This is a genomic window from Bacillus sp. 22-7, from assembly GCF_010628845.1.
In the GTDB taxonomy this organism is placed as follows: Bacteria; Bacillota; Bacilli; order Bacillales; family Cytobacillaceae; genus Cytobacillus; species Cytobacillus firmus_B.
Genome location: NZ_NJQY01000006.1, coordinates 186,718 through 204,166, shown reverse-complemented (window position 1 = coordinate 204,166; position 17,449 = coordinate 186,718). Strand labels below are relative to the sequence as shown.

At 33.9% G+C, this 17,449-nt stretch carries 13 protein-coding genes and 1 pseudogene; 13 read left to right on the top strand and 1 reads right to left on the bottom strand.

Features of this window, described 5'->3' with window-relative positions; all coding sequences use genetic code 11:
• The first annotated feature begins 253 nt into the window (after window positions 1–253).
• From CE058_RS04855 to CE058_RS04815, 9 genes are all read left to right on the top strand, one after another.
• Window positions 254–625 (top strand): glycoside hydrolase family 30 beta sandwich domain-containing protein, encoded by a 372-nt coding sequence (locus CE058_RS04855; RefSeq protein WP_483297530.1) that lies wholly within the window; start codon window positions 254–256, stop codon window positions 623–625.
• 200 nt (window positions 626–825) lie between these two features.
• The gene (locus CE058_RS04850) at window positions 826–2,184 is read left to right on the top strand and encodes an IS1182 family transposase (protein WP_163140644.1); all 1,359 of its coding nucleotides are present in this window, start codon (window positions 826–828) and stop codon (window positions 2,182–2,184) included.
• Window positions 2,185–3,020: 836 nt separating this feature from the next.
• On the top strand, window positions 3,021–3,467 hold the full coding sequence (locus tag CE058_RS04845) for a YaiI/YqxD family protein (protein ID WP_163140642.1): 447 nt from the start codon (window positions 3,021–3,023) through the stop codon (window positions 3,465–3,467).
• Window positions 3,468–3,502: 35 nt separating this feature from the next.
• Window positions 3,503–3,694 carry a hypothetical protein gene (locus CE058_RS04840; protein WP_048008527.1) on the top strand — a complete coding sequence of 64 codons (192 nt, stop codon included), beginning with the start codon at window positions 3,503–3,505 and terminating at the stop codon, window positions 3,692–3,694.
• A gap of 348 nt (window positions 3,695–4,042) precedes the next feature.
• The gene (locus tag CE058_RS04835) at window positions 4,043–4,723 is read left to right on the top strand and encodes a glycoside hydrolase family 30 protein (protein ID WP_483297531.1); all 681 of its coding nucleotides are present in this window, start codon (window positions 4,043–4,045) and stop codon (window positions 4,721–4,723) included.
• Between the two features lie 248 nt (window positions 4,724–4,971).
• Window positions 4,972–7,077 (top strand): AAA family ATPase, encoded by a 2,106-nt coding sequence (locus CE058_RS24690; protein ID WP_204260515.1) that lies wholly within the window; start codon window positions 4,972–4,974, stop codon window positions 7,075–7,077.
• The gene (locus CE058_RS04825) at window positions 7,064–8,110 is read left to right on the top strand and encodes a 5-methylcytosine restriction system specificity protein McrC (protein ID WP_163140640.1); all 1,047 of its coding nucleotides are present in this window, start codon (window positions 7,064–7,066) and stop codon (window positions 8,108–8,110) included. Before CE058_RS24690 ends, CE058_RS04825 begins: the two co-directional genes overlap by 14 nt.
• A 217-nt stretch (window positions 8,111–8,327) precedes the next feature.
• On the top strand, window positions 8,328–8,756 hold the full coding sequence (locus CE058_RS04820; RefSeq protein WP_163140638.1) for a hypothetical protein: 429 nt from the start codon (window positions 8,328–8,330) through the stop codon (window positions 8,754–8,756).
• Window positions 8,757–9,001: 245 nt separating this feature from the next.
• Entirely contained in the window at window positions 9,002–9,445 is a 444-nt protein-coding gene (locus CE058_RS04815; protein WP_163140636.1) for a hypothetical protein, read from the top strand.
• Between the two features lie 264 nt (window positions 9,446–9,709).
• Here the strand turns inward: CE058_RS04815 and CE058_RS25245 are convergent, their stop codons facing one another.
• Window positions 9,710–9,910: a tyrosine-type recombinase/integrase gene (locus CE058_RS25245; protein ID WP_163140634.1), complete on the bottom strand. Its 201-nt coding sequence runs from the start codon at window positions 9,908–9,910 to the stop codon at window positions 9,710–9,712.
• A 539-nt stretch (window positions 9,911–10,449) separates the two neighbouring features.
• Here CE058_RS25245 and CE058_RS04805 point away from each other — a divergent pair.
• The 4 genes and pseudogenes from CE058_RS04805 to CE058_RS25010 form a co-directional block, all read left to right on the top strand.
• The gene (locus CE058_RS04805; RefSeq protein WP_163140632.1) at window positions 10,450–10,815 is read left to right on the top strand and encodes a HEAT repeat domain-containing protein; all 366 of its coding nucleotides are present in this window, start codon (window positions 10,450–10,452) and stop codon (window positions 10,813–10,815) included.
• Between the two features lie 1,055 nt (window positions 10,816–11,870).
• Entirely contained in the window at window positions 11,871–12,608 is a 738-nt protein-coding gene (locus CE058_RS04800; RefSeq protein ID WP_163140630.1) for an N-6 DNA methylase, read from the top strand.
• A complete protein-coding gene (locus CE058_RS04795; RefSeq protein WP_163140628.1) occupies window positions 12,608–16,951 on the top strand; it encodes an Eco57I restriction-modification methylase domain-containing protein in 4,344 nt (1,447 codons plus the stop codon). Before CE058_RS04800 ends, CE058_RS04795 begins: the two co-directional genes overlap by 1 nt.
• Window positions 16,952–17,175: 224 nt before the next feature.
• Window positions 17,176–17,385: pseudogene (locus CE058_RS25010) on the top strand (hypothetical protein); the annotation flags it as partial.
• Window positions 17,386–17,449 lie beyond the last annotated feature (64 nt).

The window sequence follows — 17,449 nt, the reverse complement described above, 5'->3', positions numbered from 1 at the left end:
CGGGAGTTAAGGGCAGGTTTTTCACCTTGTCAGGGAGATTAATAGGGATTCATTCCTTTACTGGGATATTTATTTAGTATTTTATCATGGAATGGGATTTGGGGGCGCTATTTCTCTGATTTGGGTGTTGGCATGGATATGTACTGCTTGTGAAGGCATGAATTTGAAACTTAGTTAGTCAATTGCAACCGGCGGCCGTCAGGCAGGAGAATGGCATACCGGAAAGCGGTATGGCCGAAACATCAATGGTGACTTGAACAATCATCTTGAAGCATGGATTGACTGGAATCTCGTGCTGAATGAAGAAGGCGGACCGAACCATGTGTGGAATTATTGTGATGCGCCAGTGATTGTGGATACGAAGAAGGATGAGGTTCACTATAACAGCTCCTACTATTATATTGGGCATTTCAGCAAGTTCATTAAGCCTGGAGCCAGGCGAATTGGCAGCCAGACATTGAGTAACCGCATATTTGCCACCGCCTTTGAGAATATCAATGGTGAAACGGTGGCGGTTTTGATGAATGGGAATGACAGAGAAGAAGAAGTATCTATATCCCTTGGGGGTAAAAGTATGATGCTGGTGCTTCCGCAGCATTCTATTGCGACGGTTATTATTCATTGATTGAATGGAAGGGCATGACCCCGGCTATTTAAATAAGTTGCAGGTTGGATTTCTATTTTTTCGGGGACCCTTAAGACAATAAACGTTAAAAGCACCCTTTTGCAGGGTGTCAGACTGTCGACAAACTCGGTGAAAATCGTGCTTGTCTGCAGTCTTTTTTGTTTTAAAATAGAAGTAATACAATGCTTGAGGTGATTTAAATGCTTTCAAAACATAATCCAATTCAACGGGATCAAATTGAAATGGTTGCTTTAGACGAACTTGTACCAGCGGACCATTTGGTTCGCAAAATTGAAGCAGCGATTAATTTCTCATTCATCTATGACTTGGTAAAAGATAAGTATTCAGAAAAAGGGCGCCCAAGTATTGACCCTGTAATATTAATTAAACTCACATTCATTCAGTATACCTTCGGTATTCGCTCCATGCGTCAAACAATTGAAGAATTGAAAACGAATATGGCTTATCGATGGTTTTTAGGTTATGGCTTTCACGATAAAGTTCCTCACTTCTCAACTTTCGGTAAAAATTATGAGCGTCGATTTAAAGACACCGATCTCTTTGAACAAATATTTTATCGAATCTTAAAAACCGCAGCTGAAAAGAATTTAATTAGTGTCGAACACGTTTTTGTAGATTCTACGCATGTAAAAGCGAGTGCAAATAAACGCAAATTTGAAAAGAAAGTGGTTCGAAAAGAAACCCGTGCCTATCAAGAACGCCTTCAAGAGGAGATTAACCAAGACCGTGAGGATCATGGAAAAAAGCCGTTTCCACCAGATAAGTTTGATAAGGAAGAATACAAAGAAATCAAGGAAAGTACAACGGACCCAGAGAGTGGTTACTATGTAAAAGATGAGCGTACCAAACAGTTCGCCTATTCTTTCCATGCGGCCGCAGACCGCAACGGCTTTGTTCTTGGGACAATTGTAACTCCTGGTAACACGCATGATAGTCATATTCTAGAGCCATTAGTAGAACAGGTCATTGATAAAGTTAGTAAACCAAAAGCTGTTGCGGCAGATGCAGCCTATAAAACACCTGCCATCACGAGCTACTTATTGAAAAACGACATCACTCCTGCCTTACCTTACACACGACCTCGCACAAAAGAGGGTTTCTTCAGAAAACATGAGTATGTTTATGATGAGCATTTTGACTGTTACATTTGCCCGGATGGTGAGATATTAAAATATACAACAACTACAAAGGAAGGGTATCGCCAATATAAATCAGATCCTCGAATTTGTGCTGGATGCTCTTTCTTGTCTCAATGCACACAGAGTCAAGCACATCAAAAACTGATTCAACGTCATGTGTGGGAGGAGCATGTGGAAGAAGCAGATCATCTTCGCCATCATCGAGACGTCAAATCGATCTATGAAAAACGCAAAGAAACAATTGAACGAGTATTCGCAGATGCAAAAGAAAAGCATGGCATGCGTTGGACAACCCTCAGGGGACTTAAAAAATTGTCGATGCAGGCGATGCTTACTTTCGCTGCCATGAATTTGAAGAAAATGGCCAACTGGACTTGGCAAGGTCCAGAAATGGCCTAAATGATAACCTCGGAGAGGTCTGTAATTGCTTAAAAAACCATAAAAAATCAAAAAAGGGTCCGGAATGAGACTAATCCGAACCCTTTTTGTCTACAAACTGGCACCCTTTTGCAGGGTGTTTTTAATTATGGGTTATTCCTAAGAGTAAGGGCCTGATCTCGGCTGTTTAAAAGCAGACAGGCCCCCCTTTTCTTTATAGCAAAAAAATAAATTCCTTTTTAGTAGATCTGGTAATTCACACTTTAAACAGCTAGTAAAGTAGGGGTGCTAGTGAATACAAGTTGAGTAAGCTAAAAAAGCAAAAGATAGTTTGGTAAAAAATGTGCCTTCAGCTAGGAAAATGACTTAAACAAAACATAGATATTTATATAACAAAAATTAAATTGTTATGTTTTCAGTTCACCTATACTTGTTTAATTATATTTGGTTTTCCCCCATAATACTAGGTGGTCTCCCATATCTGCAAATTGAATAAACATTATTGTTATTTTGGTAAATGATGTCTTTTGTTGTATAAAAAGGATTGATGTATACAGGTGATCATCCTGTTCATTTATCCTTTTTCTTTTACACCTATAAAATGCGTGACTTTCTAATCAAGTATTTAGTTCTAAGGTATCCTAGAGATTTAATATAAGCAGATGATTTAGCTGCCTATTTTGTAGGCCATTGAACGACCATTTGCCAACAAAATTCTATACAGTATAATATGAGGATAGAAAAATACAGCAAAAGGAAGAACTCTTGATTATTTTTAAACAAAAGTCACCAGTCTCTTTTATAGTTGAAAAAGATTAAGTTAAATAGTAAGTCGAACTTCTTAACAGGAGGGAAAGATGAAAATTTATGTGGATGCAGATGCTTGTCCGGTGAAAGATATTATTATTGCAGAAGCAAGGGATTTTGAAATTCCGGTTATTCTTGTTACAAGCTTTTCTCATTTTTCTAATGCAGAACAGCCATCAGGAGTGAAAACCATTTATGTTGATTCTGGAGCAGATGCTGCAGATTATCGGATTGTGAAGTTAGTGGAAAAAGGAGATATTATCGTGACGCAAGATTATGGTCTTGCGTCACTAGGTTTAGCAAAAGGAATTATCGTCCTCCACCATAAAGGATTTAGATATACAAATGAAAATATTGACCAATTATTACAAACACGTTATTTAAGTGCAATGGCTAGAAAAAGCGGACAGCGAACAAAGGGACCAAAGCCTTTTACAGCAGAAGACCGGGAGCAATTTAGGGATCTTTTTAAAAAGGTTATTTCACGTAAAATTTAAGCTAAACTTAGAGATTCAGAAAGGAGCTAAATATTTTGAAGTATTTAAAATCGCAAATGCAACAACTAATTAAGGAAAATAAAGAACTCCATACACGCTTTAAAGAACTGAAGGCTGAGCATGGTCTTGAGAAAAACAATGCCCTCAAGGCCTTGTACCATTCAGAAGTTGCGGATGGAGGAAAGTATCAGGTAGCTTACCAAGCACTTGATCAGCCCAAAAAGTAGACTCTTATATCTAATTATACTTACTAAAAATTCTGTTATAAATGCTAGATGGTTATAAGTGGATTAAGTTAGTGACCAAATTATGAAGTGGGTTGCTACGCAGTACAACGATACTGCGTATTCGAACGACATATATTTGTTCTCTTTGTAGAAGAATGTACTTATTAACGAGGGCTTGAGTTTAATAAATAGTAATCTTGAATCACAGAGGGACGGTATTATTCGAAGTACATAGCGGCGATGGAAGAGGAAGGGGTGCTCATCTGGGGAATCACCATTTAGAACGAACCGGAAGCAAAGCAGGTCTGGGACTCCTGCCTCTATACAGGTGAAGAAGAGCGGGATTTCATCAAAAACCATCTTGGTCCATCCCTTGAGAAAAATGGCCATGGTGATGTGAAGATTATCATCTGGGATCATAACCGCGATGTCATTGTCGAGAGAGCCCAAGCCGTTCTGTCCGAACCAGAAGCAGCTAAATATGTGTGGGGAACTGGAGTCCATTGGTATGTATCTGAGGAATTTGAGAATCTTTCCAGGGTTCACGATGCCTTCCCTGACAAGCACTTAATTTTCACAGAAGGGTGCATAGAAGGCGGCCCTCAAGTAGACAAATGGCATACTGGAGAGCGGTATGGCCGAAACATCATCGGCGACTTGAACAATCATCTTGAAGCATGGATTGACTGGAATCTCGTGCTGAATGAAGAAGGCGGACCGAACCATGTGGGCAACTATTGCGATGCGCCAGTGATAGTGGATACGAAGAAGGATGAGGTGCACTATAACAGCTCCTACTATTATATTGGGCATTTCAGCAAGTTCATTAAGCCTGGAGCGAGGAGAATTGGCAGCCAGGCATCGAATAATCGCCTATTGGCCACCGCCTTTGAGAATATCAATGGTGAAACGGTGGCGGTTTTGATGAATGAGAATGACAGTAAAGAAGAAGTATCTTTATCCTTTGGAGGAAAAAGCATGATGCTTGTTCTTCCGGAGCATTCTATAGCGACGATTATTATTCATTGATAAGAGGACAGCCCTAATTGGGGCTGTTTTTTTATATGGAAATATGTCTTTGGTTCTAAAATACCAGAATATATTGGTATGAACAAAATTTTATGTTACTGCTGTAGTTGAAGAACACAATAAAACTTCTGGAATTTCATACACTGAAATAAGATAAAGCTCATGGGACCGCTAGTAGTAACTAACGGTTATTTTGAATTGTAGAATGATATAATTTAAGAAAAGAATCTACTTTTTGGAGGTAAACTATGAATGATATTGTTAATTCTCAAAAAGAAAAATATAAAGTTTGGGTCACTGAAAATCTGGGTGAAAAAACTGGAATATGGTATTCACCCTATCTTGAACAACTTGGTTATCTTCTAGATAAGTTCGAGCTTGGTACTGGATATAAGCAAAATTTCTTTGATTACAAGTTGTATTCAGAATTTAAAAATGTATATCAACAGATGACAAAACAAAGTGATGAAGATATAGAAAAATTAGTGATTGGTAAGGGAATACCTCGATATCCAGAAGAATTTGGAACTAGAAGAATACAATTCAGACAGAAATATGCCGAGGACGAATTTAATCGTGGCGTAAGAAGTAAGCCTGACAATTTAGGTGGGATACCCGACTGGGGTGTTTTACTTAGATCCTACCTAATATTTTTATACTATAATGAAAATCCTGCTTTAATTTACCCTAAAAAGGAAAAGAAAATTGCAAATCAAGAAGGTGAAATTGATAATAGCGTAAACTATTGGGTTATTTCGCCTGGAGAACATTCAAGATTATGGGATAATTTTCATTCTGAAAGTGTGATTGGGCTTGGTTGGGATTATCTAGGTGATTTAAATAACTACGATTCTAAGGAAGCGGTTGAACGAGAAATATCAGAGCAGAGAGCTGATGGAAAGCGTCCCATCAACGATACAAAAGCTGTGTGGGATTTTTATAATGAAATGCAGATAGGCGACGTTATTTACGCTAAAGAGGGAATTAAAAAAATCATCGCTCGTGGAGTCGTTTCTGGAGATTATTACTTCGATAGTGGAACAACTGAGTACAAACATAGAAGAAAAGTGGAGTGGTTGCAAGTTGGTAAGTGGGAACTGCGTCAGACTTTTGCGCAAAAGACTATGACATATCTGACTCCTTACCCAGATCTGATTCAAGAAATTGAGCAGGTGATAAATGACGACATAATTGATCTAACAATTGCGGAAGTAAATGAATTTCGTACTTGGTTATCAAATCAAGTCACAGACAATGGAACCAGTTTGACCGATAAAACGGTTACTCAAAAGGTGAACGCATTAAAGGATATAGAGAGCTACTTTGGTACTTCAATATTTGGAGAAACAGATACTGAGCAATTAAAGCAATTGAAAGATGTAGTTGTATCAGATGAATCCTACAGAAAATATAAAGGAGTATCTGGGAGTTCTATTGAATATTACATTCGTTTTATTGAATCAAAACCTACTGTTCAAGAAAATGAACCTTTTTCTACTAATGACTTTCTTTCCGATGTTTTTATCGAAAAAAAGGAGCTGATCCGGCTAATTTCTGTACTTGAAAATAAGAAGAATCTCATCATGAAAGGTGCCCCAGGAGTAGGAAAAACGTATATTGCAAAACGTCTGGCTTATGTGATGATGGAAGAAAAGGATGAGACTCGTATCCAAATGGTTCAGTTCCACCAAAGTTACAGTTATGAAGATTTTATTGAAGGTTACCGTCCGAAAGCTGAAGGTGATGGTTTTGAACTTAAGCAAGGTCCATTTGTGAAGTTTGCAAGAAAAGCAGCACGCGATCCTGAGCGTGATTATTTCTTCATTATTGATGAAATTAATCGAGGAAATATGAGTAAAATATTTGGTGAATTGATGATGCTTATTGAAACAGATAAGCGAGGAGAACAAATCAATCTCCTATACTCTAACGATAAATTTTCAGTTCCATCCAACTTATATATCATAGGCATGATGAATACAGCCGATAGAAGTTTAGCGCTGTTAGACTATGCTCTTAGAAGAAGGTTCTCATTCGTCGAAATTAAACCGGCATTTGAAAATGATACCTTTAAGTCGTATGTTGATAAATTAAATAATCCAGAAGTTTTGCTTCGTGTAATCGATGAGGTCAAGAATTTAAATAACCAAATTGTTGAAGAACTCGGTACGGGCTTTCAAATTGGTCATAGTTATTTTGTAGGGAGTGCTTATAAAGTTGATTCTGTAAGTCGGGTAGAAGAAGTTGTTGAATTTGAAATTATTCCTCAACTATTCGAGTATTGGTTTGATGATGAACAGAAGGCTAAGAATTGGGCAGAACGACTAAGGGGTTGTTGTGATGGAGAGAAATAGCAATATTCCAATTCGTAATATCTATTATATGCTTTCATATGCATATCAAACCTTGAATCTTTCAGAATATAAACATATTGGAACGGAAAAGTTTGAAAACGTAAAAGACCTTTATGCAGAAATTTTATCTATTGGAATACCTGTATTAATTCGTGGGGGATTAATTAAGGATTACGTATGTATTGAGGAGAGTTCAACTGTTATAAAAGGAAAAATTGATATAAATTCTTCAATAAAGAAAAATGCGTTGGTAGATAAGAAGCTCGTGATCATATACGATGAGTTTTCTGAAGATATATTGTTGAATCAAATTATTAAAGCTACTCTTGTTTTCTTATCTCATTCAACAAAAATAAAACAAAAAACTCGAAGATTATTTTATGGTTTTCTCCCTTATTTTGCTGAGGTATCAGACATAGAGATGAACCTGAAGCTTTGGAAAAAAGTCAAGTATAATCGTCAAAGTATTCGCTATCAATTTATAATTGATATATGCAGATATCTTTTTGAAGAGCTACTACTTGATGAAAATTCTAAATATCAAGTTATAAAGCAAGTACAGGATGAACAAAGGCTTTCAGCTTTATACGAAAAATTCATCTATTCATTTTTCAAACGTGAAACGGATTATTTTGTATCACGTCCTCAAATTCAGTGGAACGTTGATGATGGATTTATCGAAGCATTGCCAATCATGCAAACTGATATAGTGCTTCAAAAAGGTAATAAAACACTGATCGTGGACACGAAGTTCTATTCAGAGAATATGGTCGCAAGATTTGAAGGAGGGGCGTCAAAACAAAAATCAGGTAATCTCTATCAAATTTTTACTTATATTAATAATTGGAAGAATAAATCTACTGAAATAGTAGGTGGTATGTTACTTTATGCTACAACAACAGCATTAAACCAACCAAACCATACGTACAACATTAAGGGAAATAAAATTTCTGTATTATCTCTCGATTTGAATCAAGACTTTCATGGTATTAAAGCAGATTTATTTGCATATGCTATCCAATTCTTCAAATAATACTATAAGAGGATAGGTATATTATATGCATATTGGGGTAGGTTAATTTTAAATTTAGCAATATGGAAGAAGAGGAATAATTGATAGGGAGGTACTTGTAAGGGAATTAGAATGGTTATTATCAGAAAATGGTAGTCTGGTGAAAATTTTACTAATTCCACCCATTACTAGATAATTGTATTTAAGAAAAAATAAAAGTTCTGTTGGAGGTATTTAAATGAGCCAGAATATAGAGGGTTCCCAAGAAAAGGAATTATCCTTGATAGAAGAAGCAATCGAATTATTGCAAGATGCAGATATTGAAGTTTCACTGGATGATGTAAAAAACCTTTTGCAATTCTCCCCTCATGTCAAGGAGTTATTTGTAAAGGCAACAGAATTATCGCATGATTCTGGACAAAATGTATTTGGCGTTATAAAAAAAGCTATATCCATTTATGAAGAAGAGTTAAAGAGAGATGACCTTACGTTTGAACAAAGGACAGCCATTTATGACCGTGTGGATAAACATGCTATGAATGCAATGCAACAAGACGATAGTAATAAAAAGTTTATTGGAGGAGCAATTGGTGTTGTAATTGCAGCATTAGTGGGCGGTGCAGTAAAATTTGGACCTAATATAGTTAAAGCTATGGTCAAAAAGTAATACATGGGATAATATATGTGCTATTAAATTCTAACGGTTATCAAGTTGAAGACTTCTATGACAAAAATACAAAGATACTTCGGCTGAAATAAACTTATCAGTTTACTAGAAGGATTGTTTGCTATTACTATTTTAAAAGTCCATTAAAAAGGCCATGAGAAAGGCTATGTCTTTGATTTTCTACAATAATATATTTAATCAAGTCTCACATATATAGAAATGAAAAAAGAAAGGTCGTGTTTTTCTTGTTATTTGAATTAGATGTCATTGATGCCGTATGTGAAGATTTAGAAGAAAGGGGTTATGTGATCATACAACGAAAGGCTGAAATGAAGCATTCAGGAAAGGATGTTATAGCAAAGAAAACTAACTCTAACAAGGACATAAGACTTTTTATAGAGGCTATAGGAGAAACCAGTGCCGATTCTTCTTCAAATAGATATGGTAAACCATTTGATAAAAGTCAAATAAAGGTTCATATATCAGAACTCCTTTTTGTCACAGCCGAAACACTCTCTATGACCAAGTTAGATGAATACATATATAAGACTGCCATTGCAATTCCAGATAATAAAGATCATAGAGAATTTCTAAACAAAATTAAACCTTTTCTTGGTTCTATAGACATTGCAGTATTTTTTGTAAAAGGAAGTAAGGTATCTGAAATTATTAGTAATTGGGAAGTGTAATTTCAACACTCAAGTATAATTTTATTACAGCTAAACATCCATAAGCTATACTTAATAAACTATAAACAACTCACCCTGCATGAAAAGTAGTGTGAGTTAATTTTTATTTTACTCGTATTTAATTAACAACCATACTCCGCAAATAACTAAGATTGATGCAAGTGTTTGGCACCAACATCTTTTATATATTATAAACCACATTATCAATTTCGATTTTAATTATGCTTACATATTCTAAAAAGTTTTTATCGTCTATTTCTCCTCTTACTCCCCTAGTTCCTTAATCACGGGAAATAGTGTTTGTAAAGCCGTTTCGATATTGCTATGTCCGAAACGCTCACTAAAGTAATTAATGTCAACTCCCCTATGGAATAGAACACTTGCATTAGTGTGTCTTAAGCAATGTATCGTAATTGGATTGATACCAAGTTCTTGTAAGGTTTCATGTAAAGTGTTTGTTGGCATTGGTGTTGCTAATTACTTCTTTATTTGGACTCTTGTCTTTAAAAGACTAATCTATAAAGTAAGAAGAAATAAGATTGTCCTTATAAGCTAATGTATTTAATATATTTATTCCGATAGTCAGTATAATGAATAGAATTGACAGAGTAGTAGGCTATGATGAATTTGAGTACTTAGTTAATCAATTGTTATAAGGTACTAGTTGGTCAATTAAATGGTCGTAGATATTTGGAGGATGCCACAATTTAGTGGACCTATAGGGGACTTTTAGCAGTGCTGATGATGTAAGAGTTTTAAAGGGAGCTATGGAGTTACTTTCTGATCCTGTTATATTTACGGTTGCACTTATCTAATTATTTTGGAAGTAATTTGTTTGAACGTATCAATCTCCATAATTATAAGGTTAATAGAATGGAATAGGCTAGTCGAATTCGGCTTCGGTACATATTGAAAGAGAATAATAAGTCATACACCTTACATATAATGCTATTTAAAGTTTATATGTTATAATTCTTAAAATAATGTAATAGGGAGTGTGAACTTTGGAACAGTATATTGAACAATTAAGATCTACAAATATAGGAATTAGAAAAAAAGCTGTTGAAAGTATTATTGAAGAAAAAGTAGTGAGTTTGGTACCAGATCTTTATAATATTTCTAAAAATGGCCCTACTTATGCAAAAGTTGATGCATTAAATGCCTTAGGAAATATTTTATCAGAAGATGAAGTTAATATGCTTGATGAATTTCTTAAAGACAAAGACTGGCATATGAGGTTGCAAGCAATAACTTGTATATATAATTTATTGGGAAAAAAATCATATGAAATTCTTACACCGTTTCTTAAAGATAAAGCATATGGTGTAAGAAGTGAAGTAGAAAAACTATTGCATGTAAATCAAGAGTAGTATTTCACATTTTGAAATATCTAAGAAAGATTTTGTCAACTAATCATTTCTGAAGAAATAGAACATAAGGGCTTGTAGAAAAATAACAATTTAAAAAAGTATACTTAACAAACGATTATTCTTCAATAAATGTGGGGGCATCCAAAAAGTGTAATGAAAACCGATGGTCATATTACGTGACCATCGGTTTATTTAATTCTACCTCATTATTAATAGAATTTTCACTACCTACTTTTATAAAACTGACATTATTAGTTTATTTAAATATGGCTTACGTTTAACACGTATTATTTTTTTAGGGGTAGCAAGTAACAACTGCCCACAAGTTTTTGTCAAACAACTAATGTTATTAATAACTGGCTTCGATATACAGGAGTATTAAACAAATTCACAGAAATAGCTTTGCTGTATTAGGTATTCCAAATTGGTGAAAAAGAAGATTTTATTCTAAATATGACTTCTATTGTGATTATTAAGCGATAATCGGAAAAAGTAAGATGGTTAACGTCAATTGGATATTTGTCAAAACAACAGATGAGGTTTATTTCAAAAACAATTGTAAGGGTTACCAGAATAGTATGAAGTCTCAAGCGATAATCGAATGAAATTATGAATAATCGAGCATAATTTACCGGGCTTGATAGAATGGATTAATATAATAAGGTAACACTTACATAATTTATTACATAAATAGATTATTTTGGATGTTGTAGTGAGAATACCAATAGGGTCTTTAACTAAAGTTCTTCGGGACTGCTCTGTCATTAGAGCTGCCATTCTGTTATTCTGGAAACAAAAAGGGATCAGTTTGATTTTTTATCAATAACTATTTTTAAAATAATATCCAAAATATGCTAATATAATGAGAAAGACATAATGCTTAAATTTATGTCAGTCAATGTTACCTAAACAGTAAGGATATTTGTAATATTTACTCGGAGTAATGCGCATAAATGGAAAAGTTATTTGAAATGAAAGTTGATTATTTAAAAGGTAAATGTAATTAACAGATTATAATAACCAAAAGTAGTGGCAAAGAAAGGAGGACACTAAGTTTGGAAGAAGCGATAATTAAATCTAAGCTTCGTGTTCAAAAGCATGGAGAAGTATTTACCCCCAAAAAAATAGTAAATAAAATGCTAAATGTACCAGAAATAAAAGAGGCTTGTGAAAATTTAACAGCTGCGTTCCTAGAGCCGTCTGCTGGGGAAGGAGCTTTTCTTGTAGAAATTCTTGTGAGAAAACTAAAAATGGTAACTGAAAAATATAATAATGATTTAACTACATATGAAAGTTATTCCTTACTTGCCTTAACGACACTTTATGGAATTGAATTATTAGAAGATAATGCTCAAACTTGTGTTATGAATATGTTTCAACTGTATTATGATAACTATCAAAAACAAGTTCAACGTCATAATGGAACAGTAAAGAAAAAGGTGTTAGATAGTGCTAAAAAAATTATTTCATCAAATATCAGCCAAGGGAACTTCTTAACGAGGAAAGCAGTAGATGGTAAACCTTTAGTGTTCAGTGAATGGTCTCCACTTAATATGAGGAAAACAACTAAAAACATTAAAATACAACGAACAGAATATACCTTAGACGAGATATATGAAAACGTAGAAAAAGAACCTGGAATGACTATTAATAGCGCAGAACACCGCCACCTGCAATTAGATATATTTGATTTATTAGAAGCAGATGAAATTGATGATGAAATTCAGAAAGAAATGCGCTATGTACCAGTTAATATAATTGATGTTTATAAAGAGGAAATGGAGGAAGTATGATGGATAAAACTATTATTAAACCTTTTTTTGAAATTCAATATAAAGTGTATGGTTATACATTACCTGAAGTTCCCAACCATGACGGCTATGTAAAAATAGGCGATACTACACGTGAAGCTGTAACAAGAATCTTCGAACAAGTTGGTACAGCGGGTTTAAACCCTGCAATATTATTTGAAAAAATAGCTCGGAAATCTGATGGTGAATGGTTTCGTGATAAAGACCTACATAGATTCCTGATATTAAACGGGATCAAGAAGAAAGATTTTAATGGCCGTGCTGATGAGTGGTTTTATTTTAATGGAACAATAGAAAAGGCTGAAGAGCTAACAGATAAGTTTATTAATCTTGATTATGACGAGAGTCAAATTGATGATAAGCGTTCAAGCTATGTTTTACGGAATGAACAACAACAAGCCGTGGAGAAAACCTATGAGTATTATCAAAGCAAACAAGAACCAAGAGAGTTCTTATGGAATGCAAAACCACGTTTTGGAAAAACGTTAACTACCTATGATTTTATAAGAAAATTAAAAGCAAAAAATGTTTTAATCATAACTAATAGACCAGCTATTGCAAATTCATGGTTTGATGATTTCCATAAATTTATCGCATGGCAAGAGTCGCATATGAAGTTCGTCTCAGAAACAGATGCATTGAATGGAAAAGCTATGAACAGAGCACAGTATTTAGAATATCTAGATAATACATCCTATCCTGATCCTTCACATATTTCTTTTATTTCCTTGCAAGACTTAAAAGGAGCAAAGTTTGCAGGGGGTAAGTATGAAAAATTAGAATGGGTAGCTGGCTTAAAGTGGGATTTGTTAGTTATTGATGAAGCCCATGAAGGTATTGATACACGCAAAACTGATATAGCATTTAGCCAAATAAAAAGAGACTTTACACTTCATTTATCTGGTACTCCATTTAAAGCATTGGCAAATAACAAATTTTCGGAAGACCAAATATATAATTGGTCTTATGTAGATGAACAACAAGCTAAACAAAACTGGGATTCAACGATTAGTAGCAACCCTTACGAAAGTTTGCCAACTTTAAATCTTTTTACTTATCAAATGAGTAAAATGATAGAGGCAGAAGTGTCTAAAGGGATAACATTAGAAGATGAAAAAAACGTTGATTATGCATTTGATTTAAATGAATTTTTTAGAGTGAAGGAAAATGGAATGTTTGAATACGAAGAAAGTGTAGTACGTTTTTTAGACAATCTTTCAACAGGGAAATTTCCATTTTCTAAAAATCAATATCGTAATGAACTAAATCATACTTTTTGGCTACTTCCACGTGTAAATGCAGCGAAGGCACTTGAAAAATTATTAAATGTTCATCCCACTTTTAAAGATTATAAGGTGATATTAGCAGCAGGAGATGGGGTTAGTTTCCATGATGGTGTATTAGCTGAAGCTCTTGACTTCAAAGAGAACATCAAGAGTTTTGACAAAGTAAGAAATGCCATTGAAAAATATGATAAAACGATAACATTATCAGTTGGGCAATTGACAACAGGTGTAACGATTCCTGAATGGACAGCTGTATTAATGTTAAATAATATTGAGTCTCCTAGTTTATACTTTCAAGCTGCTTTCAGGTCACAAAATCCTTACGAATACGAAAAGGATGATAAATTATATAGAAAAGAGAATGCTTATATATTTGACTTTTCACCTGATAGAACTTTAAGGCTTTATGATGATTTTGCTAATAATTTATCTGGAAGCGGTTATAAAACAACCGAAGAAAGAAAGAACAAGATTAAAAAGTTATTAAATTTCTTCCCAGTTATTGCCGAAGATGAAGATGGTACAATGCATGAAATTAATGCTTCTGAAGTTTTAACAATACCTACTCGAATCACATCGAAAGAAGTAGTAAAAAGAGGATTTATGAGCAATTTATTATTTGCTAATATATCAGGTATTTTTTCAGGGGATTCACCATTTAAAGAGATATTAGATAAAATACCACCTGAGAAAAATAAAAGGTTGGATAAACCGAGAAAAATATCTGTTACAGATCCTCATTTAAATGAAGATGGGGAAGTAGAAATACCAAAGGAAGTAGTGATAGGTAAATCGAAGGAACTCTTTGGAGATAAGATATATACAACAGTAGAATTTGTTGATAATATGCTATCTTCTTTAGAAGAAGCTGAAGAAAAGCAAATAGATTCTATTAAAAATTTAGCAAAAGAAATAACAGAATCATTTTCAGATGGCTTTACAAACTTGAAGGATTCATTTAATTTAAACAAAGGACAAACAGATAAATTAAAGGACTCAGTTAATATTGCTCTCGAAGATATTATAACTGAAAAGAGTTTAACATTAAGTAATCAAGTAAGAGAATTAGAAAAAGAATATGAAAGAAAAAAACAAGAAGTAAAAACAGCAAAAGATAAGAGTGTATTAAATGCAGTAACTCAACAATATGAGAAAGAGAAAAAGGAAATTGAAGAATCTTTTGCAGAAGAACTTAACAAAGAAGTAGAAAATACAATCAATACTGTTGTGGAAGAACAAATAGAAAAAGTAGAAGAAAAGAAAAAGAAAACAACTGAAGATGATGTTCGAGATCATTTAAGAGGTTTTGCACGTACAATACCTGCGTTCTTAATGGCATACGGTGATGATAATACAAAATTAACAAATTTTGAAGAGAATATTGATGGCGAGACGTTTGAAGATTTAACGAGTATAACTATTGATGAATTTAAGCAGCTCCGTGATGGCTTTGAGTATGTTGATGATTTCGGGGAAACAAAGGTGATTCCTGGATTATTCAACGAGGTCATTTTTAATGCCAGTATCCAAGAGTTTTTAGATACAAAAAAACGTTTAGCAAATTATTTCGACGATAGTTTACAAGAAGATATATTCGATTACATTCCACCACAAAAAACAAATCAAATTTTTACGCCAAAAAGAGTAGTTAAAAAAATGATCAGTTTTTTAGAGGAAGAAAATCCCGAAATTTTTTCTGTCAAAACAATAAAGTTTGCTGACTTATATGTGAAAAGTGGTTTGTTTATGACAGAAATAGTCAAGAAATTAAACGATGGATTAAAAGAACAAATTCCGAATCAACAAGAACGTATTAAATGGATACTTGAAAATCAAGTATACGCATGTGCACCTAGTAACATAATATATAATATTGTTAAGAATTTCATATATAGTGATGTAGTGGATGTTTCCACAAAAAACCTAATAGTAGTCGATACCATGGTTTTAGCTAGTGAAGAAGAATTAGGAACAAATATCTACAAAGCATTTGGAGATGATAAATTGAAATTCGATGTAATAATAGGAAATCCACCTTACCAAGATGAAACAATAGGAGAAAATAAAACTTATGCTCCACCAATTTACCATAAGTTTTTGGAAGAGTCTTATAAACTAGCTGATAAAGTAGAAATGATTCACCCTGCTCGATTTTTATTTAATGCAGGAAGCACACCTAAAGCATGGAATAAGAAAATGTTATCTGATGATCATCTCAAAGTTGTAAATTATTTCGAAGATAGCTCAAAAGTGTTTCCAAATACTGATATTAAAGGCGGAATTGCTATAACGTATAGGGATAGGGAAAAAGTCTTTGGAGAGATTGGGACTTTTACAGTTTATAATGAATTAAACTCAATACTGAGTAAAGTCTCTTCTAATACTGTAGAAACATTGGATCGTTTCATTTCTGGTCGAGGAGTTTATAAATTAACAACAGTCGCTCATGAGGATTATCCAGTAATTGAGGGCATACAGTCAAAGGGACATAAGAATGATATCGGTTCGGGAGCATTTAAACTGTTAAAAGATATTATATTTTACAAAGATAAGCCTAAGCATGATGGGGAATTTATTAAAATTTTAGGCCTTGAGAATAGCCAGCGTACGTATTATTGGATGGATAAAAAGTATCTGAATGCTCCAAGTAGTTTTGCAGAGTATAAAGTGATTATACCCCAAGCTAATGGAAATGGGACATTCGGTGAAGTGATAAGTTCACCATTAATTTTAGAACCAAATGTTGGTGCTACAGAAACATTTCTTTCTATTGGTGGGTTTTCAACTAAATACGAAGCAGAGTCAGTTTTAAAATATATTAAAAGTAAATTTGCAAGAGCGATGTTAGGTGTTTTAAAAATAACTCAAGCTAATACTCGGGATAAGTGGTCGAAAGTCCCGGTTCAGGATTTTACCGAGAAATCAGATATTGATTGGTTAACATCAATATCTGAAATTGATAAACAGCTATATAAAAAGTATAATTTGAGCCAGAATGAAATTCAGTTTATTGAAGATAAGGTAAGGCATATGGAATAAAAGTAAGAAAGAAATTGATTATTGTTGTTTTCAACATCTACGATATTATTTCAAATTGGATCAAGTGTACTTATATGAGCATTTTAAAATCTAAAATTAACATTCCTCATTTAATATCCCACCTACTATATTAATAGTGGGTGTATTTTTTTGATGGGAAGAAAGGGCCTGACCCCGACTGCGTTAAAACGTTATTTAGTGAGGGAACAGGCCCCTTTTCTTAGAAGTTATTAGTTCGAAAGCCAGGTGGAGATCGTACAATTGTGCTCATCGACCGAAAAGACTTGAACAATCAAACTACTACTGATTTCACCAAATTTGCGTCAGAGTTTAATACCGGTATTTCCTCGGGTAATGCCAAGTCTAATAGCTTGATTGGCGGAACTGGAAGTTGGAAAGAGTTAACCCAAACCCGTACAAAGTACGCAAACAACCCGTAAACTATCATTTTGCTTCTGATATTGCGGTGATATAATAATTTAAAAGGATAATATTGTA

Excerpts from the sequence above, each read along its gene's own strand:
- CE058_RS04850 (WP_163140644.1), top strand. The coding sequence starts at position 826 with ATGCTTTCAAAACATAATCCAATTCAACGGGATCAAATTGAAATGGTT.
- CE058_RS04845 (WP_163140642.1), top strand. The coding sequence starts at position 3,021 with ATGAAAATTTATGTGGATGCAGATGCTTGTCCGGTGAAAGATATTATT.
- CE058_RS24690 (WP_204260515.1), top strand. The coding sequence starts at position 4,972 with ATGAATGATATTGTTAATTCTCAAAAAGAAAAATATAAAGTTTGGGTC.
- CE058_RS04825 (WP_163140640.1), top strand. The coding sequence starts at position 7,064 with ATGGAGAGAAATAGCAATATTCCAATTCGTAATATCTATTATATGCTT.
- CE058_RS04820 (WP_163140638.1), top strand. The coding sequence starts at position 8,328 with ATGAGCCAGAATATAGAGGGTTCCCAAGAAAAGGAATTATCCTTGATA.
- CE058_RS25245 (WP_163140634.1), bottom strand. The coding sequence starts at position 9,910 with ATGCCAACAAACACTTTACATGAAACCTTACAAGAACTTGGTATCAAT.
- CE058_RS04795 (WP_163140628.1), top strand. The coding sequence starts at position 12,608 with ATGGATAAAACTATTATTAAACCTTTTTTTGAAATTCAATATAAAGTG.